13 protein-coding genes are annotated in these 12,625 nt (G+C 69.7%); 6 read left to right on the top strand and 7 right to left on the bottom strand.

Annotation, left to right across the window (positions count from 1 at the left end; genetic code table 11):
* Positions 1 to 54 precede the first annotated feature (54 nt).
* Complete coding sequence (locus DMP23_RS33510) at positions 55 to 813, bottom strand: SDR family NAD(P)-dependent oxidoreductase (protein ID WP_337823479.1); 759 nt, start codon at positions 811 to 813, stop codon at positions 55 to 57.
* Positions 814 to 984: 171 nt separating this feature from the next.
* Here DMP23_RS33510 and DMP23_RS33505 point away from each other — a divergent pair, with 171 nt between their 5' ends.
* A complete protein-coding gene (locus DMP23_RS33505) occupies positions 985 to 2,292 on the top strand; it encodes a UDP-glucose dehydrogenase family protein (RefSeq protein ID WP_337823478.1) in 1,308 nt (435 codons plus the stop codon).
* A 136-nt stretch (positions 2,293 to 2,428) separates the two neighbouring features.
* Positions 2,429 to 2,809 (top strand): VOC family protein, encoded by a 381-nt coding sequence (locus DMP23_RS33500; protein ID WP_037806911.1) that lies wholly within the window; start codon positions 2,429 to 2,431, stop codon positions 2,807 to 2,809.
* A gap of 27 nt (positions 2,810 to 2,836) precedes the next feature.
* On the opposite strand, the gene DMP23_RS33495 is transcribed toward DMP23_RS33500, so the two are convergent.
* From DMP23_RS33495 to DMP23_RS33480, 4 genes are read right to left on the bottom strand one after another with little or no spacing between them, the layout of a single operon-like run.
* Positions 2,837 to 3,220: a hypothetical protein gene (locus DMP23_RS33495; protein ID WP_043837928.1), complete on the bottom strand. Its 384-nt coding sequence runs from the start codon at positions 3,218 to 3,220 to the stop codon at positions 2,837 to 2,839.
* A 52-nt stretch (positions 3,221 to 3,272) separates the two neighbouring features.
* Positions 3,273 to 4,166 carry a VOC family protein gene (locus tag DMP23_RS33490; protein ID WP_337823477.1) on the bottom strand — a complete coding sequence of 298 codons (894 nt, stop codon included), beginning with the start codon at positions 4,164 to 4,166 and terminating at the stop codon, positions 3,273 to 3,275.
* Entirely contained in the window at positions 4,159 to 4,683 is a 525-nt protein-coding gene (locus DMP23_RS33485) for an RNA polymerase sigma factor (protein ID WP_337823476.1), read from the bottom strand. The genes DMP23_RS33490 and DMP23_RS33485 overlap by 8 nt, the downstream gene beginning before the upstream one ends.
* A gap of 45 nt (positions 4,684 to 4,728) precedes the next feature.
* Complete coding sequence (locus DMP23_RS33480) at positions 4,729 to 6,171, bottom strand: MFS transporter (protein WP_337823475.1); 1,443 nt, start codon at positions 6,169 to 6,171, stop codon at positions 4,729 to 4,731.
* 103 nt (positions 6,172 to 6,274) lie between these two features.
* Here DMP23_RS33480 and DMP23_RS33475 point away from each other — a divergent pair, with 103 nt between their 5' ends.
* Entirely contained in the window at positions 6,275 to 7,120 is an 846-nt protein-coding gene (locus DMP23_RS33475; RefSeq protein ID WP_037806921.1) for a helix-turn-helix transcriptional regulator, read from the top strand.
* Here DMP23_RS33475 and DMP23_RS33470 read toward each other — a convergent pair.
* Positions 7,081 to 7,689: a dihydrofolate reductase family protein gene (locus tag DMP23_RS33470; RefSeq protein ID WP_337823474.1), complete on the bottom strand. Its 609-nt coding sequence runs from the start codon at positions 7,687 to 7,689 to the stop codon at positions 7,081 to 7,083. The genes DMP23_RS33475 and DMP23_RS33470 overlap by 40 nt on opposite strands.
* A gap of 135 nt (positions 7,690 to 7,824) precedes the next feature.
* Here DMP23_RS33470 and DMP23_RS33465 point away from each other — a divergent pair, with 135 nt between their 5' ends.
* Together DMP23_RS33465 and DMP23_RS33460 are read left to right on the top strand one after the other, a co-directional pair.
* Positions 7,825 to 8,946, top strand: coding sequence for a sensor histidine kinase (locus DMP23_RS33465; protein ID WP_337823473.1), 1,122 nt, complete (start codon positions 7,825 to 7,827; stop codon positions 8,944 to 8,946).
* The gene (locus tag DMP23_RS33460) at positions 8,943 to 9,620 is read left to right on the top strand and encodes a response regulator (protein ID WP_037806926.1); all 678 of its coding nucleotides are present in this window, start codon (positions 8,943 to 8,945) and stop codon (positions 9,618 to 9,620) included. Before DMP23_RS33465 ends, DMP23_RS33460 begins: the two co-directional genes overlap by 4 nt.
* Positions 9,621 to 9,700: 80 nt before the next feature.
* Here DMP23_RS33460 and DMP23_RS33455 read toward each other — a convergent pair whose 3' ends face one another.
* Positions 9,701 to 11,263: an acyltransferase family protein gene (locus tag DMP23_RS33455; RefSeq protein ID WP_337823472.1), complete on the bottom strand. Its 1,563-nt coding sequence runs from the start codon at positions 11,261 to 11,263 to the stop codon at positions 9,701 to 9,703.
* A 193-nt stretch (positions 11,264 to 11,456) separates the two neighbouring features.
* Here DMP23_RS33455 and DMP23_RS33450 point away from each other — a divergent pair, with 193 nt between their 5' ends.
* Positions 11,457 to 12,608, top strand: coding sequence for a hypothetical protein (locus tag DMP23_RS33450; protein ID WP_337823471.1), 1,152 nt, complete (start codon positions 11,457 to 11,459; stop codon positions 12,606 to 12,608).
* Positions 12,609 to 12,625: the final 17 nt, after the last annotated feature.

Raw genomic sequence — 12,625 nt, 5'->3', positions numbered from 1 at the left:
CGGGCGAGTGGGCTGTGCCGCTGAGGGGGCGGCGCAGCCACTCGCGAGGCAGCGTCAGCGCGGGGCCATCCGCAGCGAGCCGTCCATGCGGACGACCTCGCCGTTCAGGTAGTCGTGGTCGATCAGCGACAGGGCGAGCTGCGCGTACTCGTCCGGCCGCGCCAGCCGCTTCGGGAACGGCACCCCGGCGGCGAGTCCGGCGCGGAATTCGTCGCTGACGGTGGCGAGCATCGGGGTGTCGACGATGCCGGGGGCGATCGTCAGCACGCGGATGCCGTGCGAGGCGAGGTCGCGCGCGGCGGGCAGGGTCATCCCGACCACGCCGCCCTTGGACGACGCGTACGCCACCTGCCCGATCTGGCCGTCGTACGCGGCGACGGACGCGGTGTTGATGATGACGCCGCGGGCGTCGTCGGCCAGCGGTTCGGTCTTCGCGATCGCCTCGGAGGCGATGGTGACCACGTTGAACGTGCCGATCAGGTTGATCTGGATGACCTTCGCGTACAGCCCGAGGTCGTGGCGGCCCTTCTTGGACAGGATGCGCGCGGACGGTCCGATGCCGGCGCAGTTGACCACCGTGCGCAGCGGTACGCCCGAGCCCGCCGCGGTGTCGACGGCGGCCTGCACCTGGTCCGGGTCGGTCACGTCGGCCTCGACGTAGGTGATGCCGTCGATCTGCTCCGCCTTCTCGATCGAAGGCGCGAGGTCGAGGGCGAACACCCGCGCGCCTTTCGCGGCCAGCGCCTTGGCGGTCGCGCCGCCGAGCCCGGACGCGCCACCCGTGACGAGCGCTGCGGTGTCGGTGATCTGCATCTTCAGCCTTCCTCCTGCTCTCGGTGCCGCGGTGCACCTCCGCGCCCAGGTTAACGCTCGTTCGCATGCCCGTCGGAGTGTGTCGCCTCACCCGCTGTCGTCGCGAGGAGTATTCGGCCGCGACCGCTTCCGTTAGCACTGAGGTCAACTCCGGCTGTCACCTTCAGCGTCATGAGCTCAGCTCGGATCGTGGTGGTAGGGACGGGATACGTCGGATTGACCACGGGGGCTTGTCTCGCGAGCCTCGGGCACCGCGTCACCTGCGTTGACGTGGACGTGGCGAAAGTGAACCGGCTGTCGGCCGGGCGCGTGGACATCCTCGAACCAGGACTCGCCGAACTGGTCTCCCGCGGACTGGCGAACGGACGGCTGTCGTTCGTCGTCGGCGCGCGGGAAGCCGTTCGCGGCGCGGAGGGCGTGTTCCTCTGCGTGCCGACGCCGATGGGCGCGGGCGGGTCCGCGGATTTGCGCGCGGTGGAATCGGTGACCGCCGAGATCGGCGACGTGCTGCCGGCCGGTTGCGCGCTGATCACGAAGTCGACGGTGCCGGTCGGCACCGCGAAACGGATCCAGGGGATGGTCGGCCGTGCCGACGTGCCGGTGGTCTCCAACCCCGAATTCCTGCGCGAAGGCACTGCGGTGCAAGACTTCCTGCACCCGGACCGGATCGTGGTCGGGTCGGATTCGCACGCGGCCGCCGCGTGGGTCGGGCAGTTGTACGGCGACCTCGCCGCACCCGTCGTGGTCGCGGACGCGGCGAGCGCGGAACTGGTCAAGTACGCGGCGAATTGCTTTCTCGCGCTCAAACTGTCCTATGTGAACTCGATCGCCGAACTGTGCGAACGGCTCGGCGCGGACATCGACCTGGTCACCGAAGGCATGGGCTACGACCGGCGGATCGGCCGCACCTTCCTCAAACCCGGCCCGGGCTGGGGCGGTTCGTGCCTGCCCAAGGACACCAGCGCGCTGGTCAAGGTCGCCGAATCGGTCGACTACGACTTCCGGATGCTGACCTCGGCGATCGACGAGAACATCGCCCAGCGCGACCGGATCGTGGCGAAGATCGCAGGAGCCTGCGGCGGAACGCTGGCCGGCGCGCGGATCGGCGTGCTGGGCCTGGCGTTCAAGGCGGGCACGAACGATCTGCGCGATTCTCCCGCGCTGGCAGTGTCTTCGGTGCTGGGCGCGCTCGGCGCGGAGATCACCGCGTACGACCCGGCGGTCTCCGGCGGCATCGCCGGGATGACCGTGGTGGACGACCCGTATCAGGTCGCCAAGGACGCGGATGTCGTTGTGGTGCTTACCGAATGGGCCGAGTTCCGCAATCTCGACTGGGTCGCGATCGCGGACGCGATGGAAGGCGACGACGTCGTCGACACCCGCAATCTGCTCGACCCGCGGATGATTCTCGACGCCGGGTTGTCCTGGCAGGGAGTCGGGCGCCCGCGCGCGGCCCGGCGGCGAGTTCCGGTTTTCTGATTGGAGATTCGCTTCGGTTGCGCTATGCTCCTCGGCGGCATCGCGTGTCGGTCACCGGCTGGGTGAGGCATGGAGGTGCTGGGATGCCTTGTGGAGGCATTGCTTCGTGTCACTTTCTCTTGAACTGAATCACCTGATGGTCCCGTCCCGGAACAACCGGGAATCCGCCGAATTCTTCGCGCACCTGCTCGGGTTCGAGATCGGCGAGGAATGGGGCCCGTTCATCCCGGTCGAAACCAGCAACGGCGTGCGACTCGACTTCGCGACGGTGCCGGATGCCGATCGCAAGCTGCAGCACTACTGTTTCCTCATTCCGGAAGACGACTTCGACGCGTTTTTCCTGCGGTTGAAGGAAACCGGGGTCGACTACCACGCCGGTCCGGGCGGGCAGGGCCCCGGCGAGATCAACCACAACCACGGCGGACGCGGCGTGTATTTCCTCGACCCGGGCGGAAACGGGATCGAGGTCATCACGCAGCCGTACGAGCCGGAGCGGAAACGGCCCGCGAGCTGGTAAGTCCTTTGTAGACGGACGGCGGGCGGGTCACAGCGGAAGCGAGGCCCACCCGCCGCCCGCGGCCAGCAAGGTCCGCACGCTCTCCGCGTGGTCGGAGAACGCGGCCAGATCGGCGTGCAACAGCGCGGCCCGCTCGGAATCGAGCGGGTCCGCGTCGTCGCGCCACAGTTCGAGCGTCCAGTTGGCGGCCAGGATCATCGAGCGCACCAGCCCGGCGACCGCGGAATCCGGCCGGTCGTACGCGGCGAGGATTTCGTCGCAGGTGGTGAAACACCGTTCCAGGCCGCGGACAGCTTCGGCGGGTGTGCCGTCCCAGTCCGGTCCCGGCCAGGCGCACGAGCCCAGCGCGAGCCACAGCTGCCAGCCGGCGGTCAGCTCGGCTTCGTCGCGGGGCGTCCAGTGCGCGGCCATCCCTTGAGTGTGCGCCCCGCCGGCCGGTTTGCCGCCGGGGTTTTGGCCGAGGTCACGTGCGTGGCTGTTCCCACAACCAGAACTCGATCCCCTGGTCGTCGGCACAATCCGCCGTTCGGCCGTACGGCTGGTTCTCCACCTCTCCCGCCCGGCCGCCCCCCTCGCGCACCCGGCCGAGCGCGGCCTCGAGGTCGTCGACGGCGAACATCAGCTTCCAGCCGGACTGCAGTTCCGGTCCGCCCCACAGCCCGCCGGGCAGGCCGTCGCCCTCGATGCGCCACGCGGTCGGCAGGCTGCCCTGGTTGAACTGCCAGCCGAGCACCGCGCCGTAAAACGCCTTCGCCCGGCCGTCGTCGGGCACCTGGAAGGTGAAGTACCCGGCTTCACCGTGCCGGTACGTGCGTTCCCCGGGCGTTTTCGCTTGTGGCGCGGCCTTTCCGACCAGCCAGCGCTGACCGTAGGGGTCGCGAATCACCCCGTTCAGCCCGTAGCCGCGGTCCTCGACCGGACGCAGCAGTTCCGCGCCCAGTTCCACGGCCCGCCGCGCCGCGCCTTGCGGATCGGGCACCTCGACGCGCACCAGCGCGCCGCCCTCCGGCGCGACGACATTGCCCAGCTCGGGGAACTCCTCGGCCAGCATCAGCACGCTGTCGCCGATGTCCAGTTCGGCGTGCCCGACCCGGCCGTCGTCCATCACGATCGGCTCGGCTCGGCGCCGTGCGCCGAAGACCTCGACGTAGAAGTCGAGCGCGGCGCGCGCGTCGGTCACGACCAGGTACGGCGTCAGCGCACCCGCTCGGGCCTGCTGCGGCGTGGTTTCGGTGGTGGTCATCTCCGCTCCGTTCAGGATCAGTCGGCGGAGGTCGTCCCGCAGCTGCTCGGCGAAGGCCGGATCGGGGTCGGCCGGAGTCGAAGGCAGTGCGAGCGCGTCGAACGGTTCAGGCATCGCGTCCCTCCTTCTCCTGGTAGCCGCGGCGGAACGCGGTTTTGGCCCGCGTCAGCAACGCCTCCGTCGCGTGGATGGTCCGGCCGAGATGCGCCGCGACGTCGCGCACCGGAAGGCCGTCGACGTACCGCAAGGTGAGCACCGCCCGATGCGAGACGGTCAGCGTTTCGAGCACCTGCCGTGCACGCAGGGCGTCGAGCTGCTCGTCCCAGGGATCCTCGACGTCGCATCCGGCGTCGTGCACGAGCCGCAGCCCGCGCTGTTCCCGTTCGGCGCGCCGCCAGTGGTCGGCCAGCTTGTGCCGGGCCACCCCGATCAGCCAGGGCGTGCTCACCGGCGGCGCGTGCTCCTTGCGGCAGGCGGCGACCGCGCCGAGGAACGTCTCCGACGTCAGTTCCTCCGCCAGCGCGCGGTCGCCGCACCTCGCGAGCAGGTAGCCATAGACCTCCGGCAGGGCCTTCTCGTAGAGGCCGAGCAGCGCGAAGGCCGGGTCTGGCTGCACCCGAGGTTCCGTCACATCTCCATCGTCGTCCGGGAGCGGAGTTTTCCGTCGGTCGAATTCTCAGCGAGGATCGGGAAGTTTGCGAGCCAGTCCGCTCACGAGCAGCGCCAGCACCGCCAGAATCCCGATGACCAGCACGAACGCACCTTGGTAGCCCATCGCGCCCGGCACGCTCAGGCTGGCGAACAGGCTCCCCAGCACCGCGACTCCCAGTGCCAGCGACGTCTGCTGGGTTGTGGTCAGCACGCCGCCGCCGACCCCCGCCAGGTCGGCGGGCACCCGGGACAGCACGACCCGGAACAGCGTGCTCATCGCGAGCCCGTTGCCGACGCCGATCAGCACCATCGCCGGGGCCAGCTGCCAGATCGACAGGTCCGGCCAGTCGAGCAGCGCGGTTCCGGCGAGCGCGAGCAGCCCGACGGCGAGGATCACCCCGCCGATCGGCACGATCTTGCGGCCGAAGCGGGCGACGAGGCGGCTGCTGACCAGCGAGGTCGTGAAGTACGCGACGGCCATCGGGGTCAAGGCCAGCCCGGCGCCGAGCGGGCCGAGGTGCAGGCCGTTCTGCAGGGTCACCGCGTAAACGAACATGAACGAGCCGAAGGTGCAGAAGAACGGCACCGCGACGGTCAGGCCGTGCCGCACGCTCGCGGTGCGCAGCAGGGCAGGCGGCAGCAGCGGGGTGCCGCCCGCGGCTTCGAGGTTCCGTTCCGTGCGGGCGAAGCCGAACGCCGCGAACGGGAAGACCACCAGCAGCGCGATGCTCCACCACGGCCAGCCGAGCGCGCGGCCCTCCATGATCGGGATCAGCAGCGACAGCAGCGAAACGGCCAGCAGCACGGTGCCCCAGCGGTCGACGCCGAGCGGGTTGCTCGCCCGGCTGTCCGGCACCGTGCGGCGCGCGAGCAGCAGCCCGACGATTCCGATCGGCACGTTGACCAGGAAGATCGGCCGCCAGCTCAGGTCCCACACGTTGGCGGCGACCAGTGCGCCGCCGAGCAGTTGTCCGACCACGGTGGCGATGCCGCCGGTCGCGCCGTACATGCCGATCGTGCGCGAGCGGCGTTCGCCGGAGGTACCGGCCTGGATGATCGACAACACCTGCGGCAGCAACAGTGCCGAAGCCGCGCCCTGTGCGACGCGGGCGATGACCAGCGTGGCGGCGTCCGGGGCGACACCGCAGGCCAGCGAGGTGAGCGTGAACAGCGTGAGGCCGAGCAGGAAGAGCCTGCGGCGGCCGAAGGTGTCGCCGAGCCGTCCGCCGAGCACCAGCAGCACTGCGTACGCGATGCCGTAGCCCGCGACGACCAGTTCGAGCGTCGCGGTCGACGCGTGCAGGTCGGTATCGATGGTGGGCAGGGCGACGTTGACGATGAAGAAGTCGATGATCGGCAGTGCCGCCCCCAGCAGCACGGTGATCAAGCCGGCGGACGAGAGGCCCGTCCTCTCCGGCGTCCCGACGGCGGCGGTGGCCGTCGCCGGGGCAGTGGTGGTAGTCGTCATGAGTACTACGTTCCGCCGCCGCAAACCCTGGTACCAGGTGTGCTTCTATCCTGGTACTGGGACTACCTGGTAACAGGCTTGGCAGTGTGCTTACCTGGTACTCGTGACCAGTGGCATCGAAGACCGCCTGCGCCGGACCGAGCTGGGGGAGTTCCTCCGCAACCGGCGCGGACGCATCACGCCCGAGCAGGTCGGCCTGCCGCTCGGCGGCCGCAGGCGCACGCCGGGGCTGCGCCGCGAGGAAGTCGCGCAGCTCGCCGGCGTGGGGGTCACCTGGTACACGTGGCTCGAACAGGGCCGCGACATCAACGCGTCCGAGCAGGTGCTCAGCGCGATCTCCCGCACGCTCCGGCTCGACCCGCACGAGCACGTGCACCTGTTCACCCTCGCCGGCGCGCCAGAGCCGGTGACGGAGAAGAAGCACTGCTCCGCGATCACGCCGTCGATGCAGGACATGATGGTCCAGCTGGAACCGTTCCCGGTCGCGGTCCGCAACGCGCGCTTCGACGTGCTCGGCCACAACGCCGGCTACGACTGGCTGATGGGCGGCGTCGACGCGATCCCGTACGAGGAACGCAACACGCTCGTCCAGTGCCTGCTCAATCCGCAGTGGAAAGAGCGGATGGTCGACTGGGAGCAGAACGTGCCGCGAATGGTGTCGTCCTTCCGCGCGGCGATGGCCGAGCACGTGGGCGAGCCCGGCTGGAAGTCGCTGGTCAAACGGCTTCGGGCGGAGTCGCCGTGCTTCGAGGAACTGTGGAGCCAGCACGACGTGAACACCGAGCTGGCCAAGAGCAAGCGCTACCTGCACCCGGACGCGGGCCTGCTCACCTTCGACTTCACCTACCTCTACGCCGGCCGCCGCTCGGAGATCCGGATGTCGGTCTACACCCCGGCGAACGACGAGACTCACGCGAAGCTGCTGGAGTTCGTGCCCAAGACGCGGTAGTGCAGGTGGGTCACGCCCTCGCCGGGCGTGACCTCGGGCGTGCCGAGTCGCACCGGACCGAAGCCGAATTCGCCGAAGAACGGCACCCCGCCGCCGAGCAGGACCGGCACGAGGTCGATCCGCACCGCGTCGAGCAGTCCGGCTGCCAAGCACTGCCGCGCCATCTCGCCCGCGTTCACGCCGACGTCGCGGCCGTCGGCCAGTTCTTTCGCCCGTGCCACCGCGACCTCGATGCCCTCGGTGACGAAAGTGAACGGCGAGCCCTCCCAGCCGGCAGGCGCCTCGTGCGTCACCACGACCACCGGCCCGCCGAACGGATGCGTCCCGCCCCAGCCCGAGGTCAGGTCGAACAGCCGTCGTCCGACCAGCAGCGCTCCGGTCGACTCCAGTTGCGCACGCATGACCTTCGCGCTCGCCGGGGACATGCGCAGCGAACGTCCCGGCTGCGCGGTCGGCACCTCCTCGGTGCCGCTGCCCAGCCAGCCGAAGAGCAGATCGAACCCGGATTCGCCCGGCCCCGCCACGAACCCGTCCAACGACATGCTCGCCCCGGCCACTACCTTGCCCATCACCGTCTCCTTTTTTCGCCGTTTGCCTGGTGAACGGAGCCGGATGAGAGTTCTCGACATACCGCGCCGCGCGTAGTCCGATCCCGCGCTTCACGACGGACGCGCCCGCCCGGCTTCCCCGGTAGCTTTCGCACCATGCACTACTGGTGGCGGGCGCAGAACCCGTGGTTCGGGCGGGTGTTCCGGACCTTCGTGGTGCTCGCCTTCGTGCTCGGCGGCTCCAGCGCGTCCGGCCGCTGGCAGCACGCCCCGCACCCGCTGAGCCCGCTCGGTGCCGCCTGGCTGGCCGCGACCGTGCTCACCTTGCTGCTCGTCCACCGGTACCCGCTGCCGCTCTTCGTGCTCACCGCGGCCTCGGCGTACGCGTACTACCTGTCCCCGGAGCCCGGCGGCCCGGTGATCATCGTCCCCACCATCGCGCTGTTCGTGCTCACGCGGCAGAAGGGCCCGGTGGTTGCCGGCAGCACCGGTGCGGCGGTGCTGGTGGGGGCGTACGTGGTCCACATCATCACCGCGCAAACGTTTGCGGTCAGCGCCTGGGCGCTGTTCGCCGTGGTCTGGATGGCCGCCGTGATCGGCATCGCGACCGCGGTCCGGTTCCAGTTCGCCGCCGTCGCCGCCCGGCGCGAGCAGGCCGACGAGCACCGGCACCGGATGGCCGAGCAGGAACGGCTCCGAATCGCTCGCGAGGTGCACGACGTCGTCGCACACAGCCTCGCGATGATCAACGTCCAAGCGGGCGTCGCCGCGCACGTCGCGGACCGGCGGCCGGAGGAGGCGAAAGAGGCGCTGCTCAACATCAAGGCCGCCAGCGCGTCCGCGCTCAACGACCTCCGGGCGACGCTCGCCGTGCTCCGTTCCGGCGAGAACCGCGCGCCCGCGCCGAGCCTCGCGCAGGTCGATGAGTTGCTCGACCACGCGCGCGCCGCCGGGTTGGCAGTCGAACTGCACGGCGAAGCCGGCGAGCTGCCCGCGCCGGTGGACGGCGCGGCGTACCGGATCCTTCAGGAGTCGCTCACCAACGTCGTCCGGCATGCCGACGGGGCACAGCGCGTCGAGGTCCGTTTCGAGCGGAAGCCGGGCACGCTGGTCCTGGTCGTGCGCGACGACGGCCGCGGCACCGTCCAGCCGACGCCAGGGCACGGTCTGCGCGGCATGCGGGAACGCGCGACCGCGCTCGGCGGCAGCGTCGAGGCGAGCGTCACCGGGCAGGGTTTCCAGGTGCGGGCGGAACTGCCCGTGGAGGGGGAGAAATGACCATCCGCGTCGTACTGGCCGACGACCAGGCCCTGGTCCGCGCCGGATTCCGGCTGCTGCTGGACACCGAGGACGGCTTCGAGGTGGCCGGCGAGGCGAGCGACGGCGAGCAGGCCGTCGCGCAGGCGGTCGAGCACCGGCCCGACATCGTGGTGATGGACATCCGGATGCCCGGCACCGACGGTCTCGAAGCGACCCGCCGGATCACCTCGCACCCCGATCTCGGCGGGGTGAAAGTGCTGGTCCTGACCACGTTCGACGTCGACGAATACGTCTACGAGGCACTCCGCGCCGGGGCCAGCGGGTTCCTGCTGAAGGACACCGAACCGGTCGAACTCCTGCACGCGCTGCGCGTCGTCGCGGCGGGGGAGGCGCTGCTCGCGCCGACCGTCACGCGCCGGTTGATCGCCGAGATCGTCGGACGGCCGGAGCACCGGCGGATCGACACCTCAGCCGTGCAGGAGGTGACCGAACGCGAACGCGAGGTGCTGGCGCTGGTCGCGGGCGGGCTGTCGAACGACGAAATCGCCGCCCACCTGGTGATCTCCACGGCGACCGCGCGCACGCACGTCAGCCGCATCATGACCAAGATCGGCGCGCGCGACCGGGCGCAGCTGGTGGTGCTCGCGTACGAATCCGGCCTCGTCACCCCGCGCCGCGGCTCGCACGAATGAGCTAAGCCGGGAGTGTGAGTTACGCCGTGTCGGTGAACGTCGTCCCACCGTCGCACGCCTTACCGGAAGAGCATCACTGCTCAGCGAGGGGTGTGGCGGAAGGAGTTCCCGTGGCGTGGGAGATCGTCGTGGTCGCCGCGCTGGCCCTGGTTTTCCTGGTCCGGCTGGTAGCGCAGCTCCGGCGGAGCTGACGGACGCCGGCGCGGCGGCATCGGCCGGCGCACCGGCGGTTCGGCGGTGCGGTCGACGGCTGATTCGACGGGACGCGCCCGGTGCGCGCCCCCGTTCGCGCGCGGCGGCATCGCGCGCGGCGCGTCGTTCGGCGGCGGAGCTCCGTTCCTCGGCATCCGCCCGTTCTGCACCGGACGCGGCCGGGGCGCCGGACGACGCGGCGGCAGCGGTTCGGCGGGAATCTTCGGGATCTCGGCGGTCACTTCGGCGTCGTCGACGAGCTGAGTCGTTTCGCCCGGAGTTTCGACCGGCGGTTCCACCGGGGGCTCAGGCGTTTCCGGCGCGGGCGGAGGCGGCTTCGGCTTGTGCGACAACCGTCGCGCCAGCGAGTGGCTCGGCCGTTCCACGAACCGGTAGCTCAACTCGACCACCCCGAACACCGCCGGGATCACGATCAGCAGCGCGATCGGCAGCGGCACCGCCGGGCGCAGCAGCTGCAGCAGCACGAACGTGACCAGCATGTGCAGCAGGTAGATCGAATAGCTGCGCTCGGACAGCATGGTCCAGATCTTGCGCTGCTTCAGCCGGTCCTCGGCGAACATGCCCATCAGGAAGCAGGCGACGGCGAACGCCAGCGCGAGGTTGTACGAGCTGTCCACGCGGCCGACGTTGATGACGTCCGCCAGCACGTACAGCGACCAGGCGCAGCCGCCGTACAGCGCGCCGGTCCAGAGCGGGATCTGCTTCTTGGTCGTCGCCCAGATGACCTGGCCGATGACCATCGCGGGCAGGTACGAGACGTTCACCGCGAACAGCGACCACGACGGTCCGAGCTGGGACCGGCTCATCATCACCACGAAGATGAAGGTCAGTTCGACCGCGATCGCGAGCCACACCCACCGGCGCAGCAGCGGCAGCACCGCCATGAGCAGCAGGTAGAAGATGACCTCGACGATCATCGTCCAGGCCACCGGCACCAGCACGATCTGCGGGTAGATCAGGTAGTTGACCAGCGTGGTGTTGGTGAAGACGGTGAGCGGGTTCAGCGTCTGCGCCTGGCCGGTCGACGGCGGGTGCAGGTTCACCAGCAGCAGGAACGCGGTCAGCAGCACCACGAACAGCATCGGCGCGTAGACCCGGATGAACCGGTTGAGCGCGAACCGGCCGGTGCCCTGGCGCAGCGCGATCGGCGTCACGACGAAACCGCTGACCAGGAAGAAGAACGGCACCGCGATCTGCCCGATGCCCTGCTTCGACATGTGCATCGGATCGCTCGTGAGCGCCTCGATGAAGTCGACGTACGGGGCTTTGTCGTTCTTCGCGATGACCCACGGATGGGCGATGTGACTGTAGAAGACCAGCAGCGCGCCGAGGCCGCGGCCGATGTCGATGAAGACGATCCGGGTTTTCTTCGCGGGCGCGGACGAAGGGTCGGCCAGGGCAGCGGAATTCGGCTCGGCCAGCGTGCTCACCCCCGTCTTCCGCTACCGACAACCTCGTGAAGGTTACCGCCTCGCACCCCGCCCCGGACGTACTCCCCGCAATTGGCGGTAAGCAGGGGATTAGTCACAACACCCGTTCTGGCCTCGGATTATGTAGTCGCCAGGTACGATCAGGCAGGAATTCGTCCGGTTTCACGCTAGGTAGTTCAGGAGTTCGGGGAGCGTGCAGCAGTCCAGTCTCGGCGGTCCCGTCGAGCCTTCGCCGACCCTGCGCGCCGCTTTCCGCCAAGCCGCCCCCGCGATCAGCCTCTACCTGCTGTTCCAGATCGTCGCGTTCGGCGTGCTGTGGATGATGAGCTGGAAGGCCGACGTGTCGCCGGGCCGGTTCATCGACAACTTCGACGCCAACTGGTTTCTCTCGGTCGCCCAGCACGGCTACGACCAGCCGGTCGTGCACGGCGCCGACGGGCTGCCGGTCGAGAACAGCCTCGTGTTCTTTCCGCTGTACCCGGCGACGGTGGCGCTGCTGACCCTGGTCGGGATCCCGCCGCTGGCGGCCGGGATGACGATCTCGCTGCTGGCCGGGTGCGCGGCGGCGTGGGGCCTCTTCGTGTTGGGCCGCGACCTGGCCGGACCGCGGGTGGGCCTGCTGGTCGCGGTGCTGTGGTCGATCGGGCCCGGTTCGACGGCACTGCACCTGGCGTATTCGGAATCGCTGCTGATGGCGCTCGTGTCCTGGACGTTCGTGATGCTCGCGCGCCGCGAATGGCTGGTCGCGGGCGGATTCGCGGTGCTGGCCGGGCTGACGCGGGCGAGTTCCGGGGCGTTGATCGCCGCGGTCGGCATCGCCGCGCTCATCGCGGTTTTCCAGCGGCGCGACGGCTGGCGGCCGTGGGCAGGCGGGCTGATCGCGCCGCTCGGGCTGCTGGGCTACCTCGGCTACGTCTGGATCCAGACCGGTCGCCCAGACGGCTGGTTCTGGCTGCAGAACGCCTGGCAGATGCACTTCGATTTCGGCGTCTTCACCTGGACGCAGGTTCGCGAAGGCCTCACCTCGGACAACGCGAGCTGGATCACCGTGACCGCGCTCGTCGTGCTCACCGCGGCGGTGCTGCAGTTCTGGACCTGGGCGACGAAGCTGCCGTTGCCGTGGCAGATCTACGGCACGCTCACCGTGGTGATCGCGCTGTGCTCCTCGAACTTCTTCCAGTCCCGCGCGCGTTTCCTGCTGCCGGCGTTCGTGCTGACCGTGCCGGTCGCGCTCATGCTGGCGAAGCTGCCGAACCGGGTGCTGGCGGTGCTGCTGCCGGTGATCACCGTCGGAAGTGCCTGGTACGGCGCGTTTCTGCTGACCATCGCGCACGTGGCACCGTGAGGCGCCACGTGCGCGAT

Source organism: Amycolatopsis sp. A1MSW2902, from assembly GCF_017312175.1.
Taxonomy (GTDB): Bacteria; Actinomycetota; Actinomycetes; order Mycobacteriales; family Pseudonocardiaceae; genus Amycolatopsis; species Amycolatopsis nivea.
The sequence above is the reverse complement of the archived record's forward strand: the minus strand, read 5'-3'. Positions and strand labels throughout refer to the sequence as shown.

Coding starts and splice junctions, on each gene's coding strand:
- DMP23_RS33480 (WP_337823475.1), bottom strand. CDS start 6,171: ATGACGACTACCACCACTGCCCCGGCGACGGCCACCGCCGCCGTCGGG.
- DMP23_RS33490 (WP_337823477.1), bottom strand. CDS start 4,166: ATGCCTGAACCGTTCGACGCGCTCGCACTGCCTTCGACTCCGGCCGAC.
- DMP23_RS33470 (WP_337823474.1), bottom strand. CDS start 7,689: ATGGGCAAGGTAGTGGCCGGGGCGAGCATGTCGTTGGACGGGTTCGTG.
- DMP23_RS33500 (WP_037806911.1), top strand. CDS start 2,429: ATGGTCCCGTCCCGGAACAACCGGGAATCCGCCGAATTCTTCGCGCAC.
- DMP23_RS33465 (WP_337823473.1), top strand. CDS start 7,825: ATGCACTACTGGTGGCGGGCGCAGAACCCGTGGTTCGGGCGGGTGTTC.
- DMP23_RS33495 (WP_043837928.1), bottom strand. CDS start 3,220: ATGGCCGCGCACTGGACGCCCCGCGACGAAGCCGAGCTGACCGCCGGC.
- DMP23_RS33460 (WP_037806926.1), top strand. CDS start 8,943: ATGACCATCCGCGTCGTACTGGCCGACGACCAGGCCCTGGTCCGCGCC.
- DMP23_RS33505 (WP_337823478.1), top strand. CDS start 985: ATGAGCTCAGCTCGGATCGTGGTGGTAGGGACGGGATACGTCGGATTG.
- DMP23_RS33510 (WP_337823479.1), bottom strand. CDS start 813: ATGCAGATCACCGACACCGCAGCGCTCGTCACGGGTGGCGCGTCCGGG.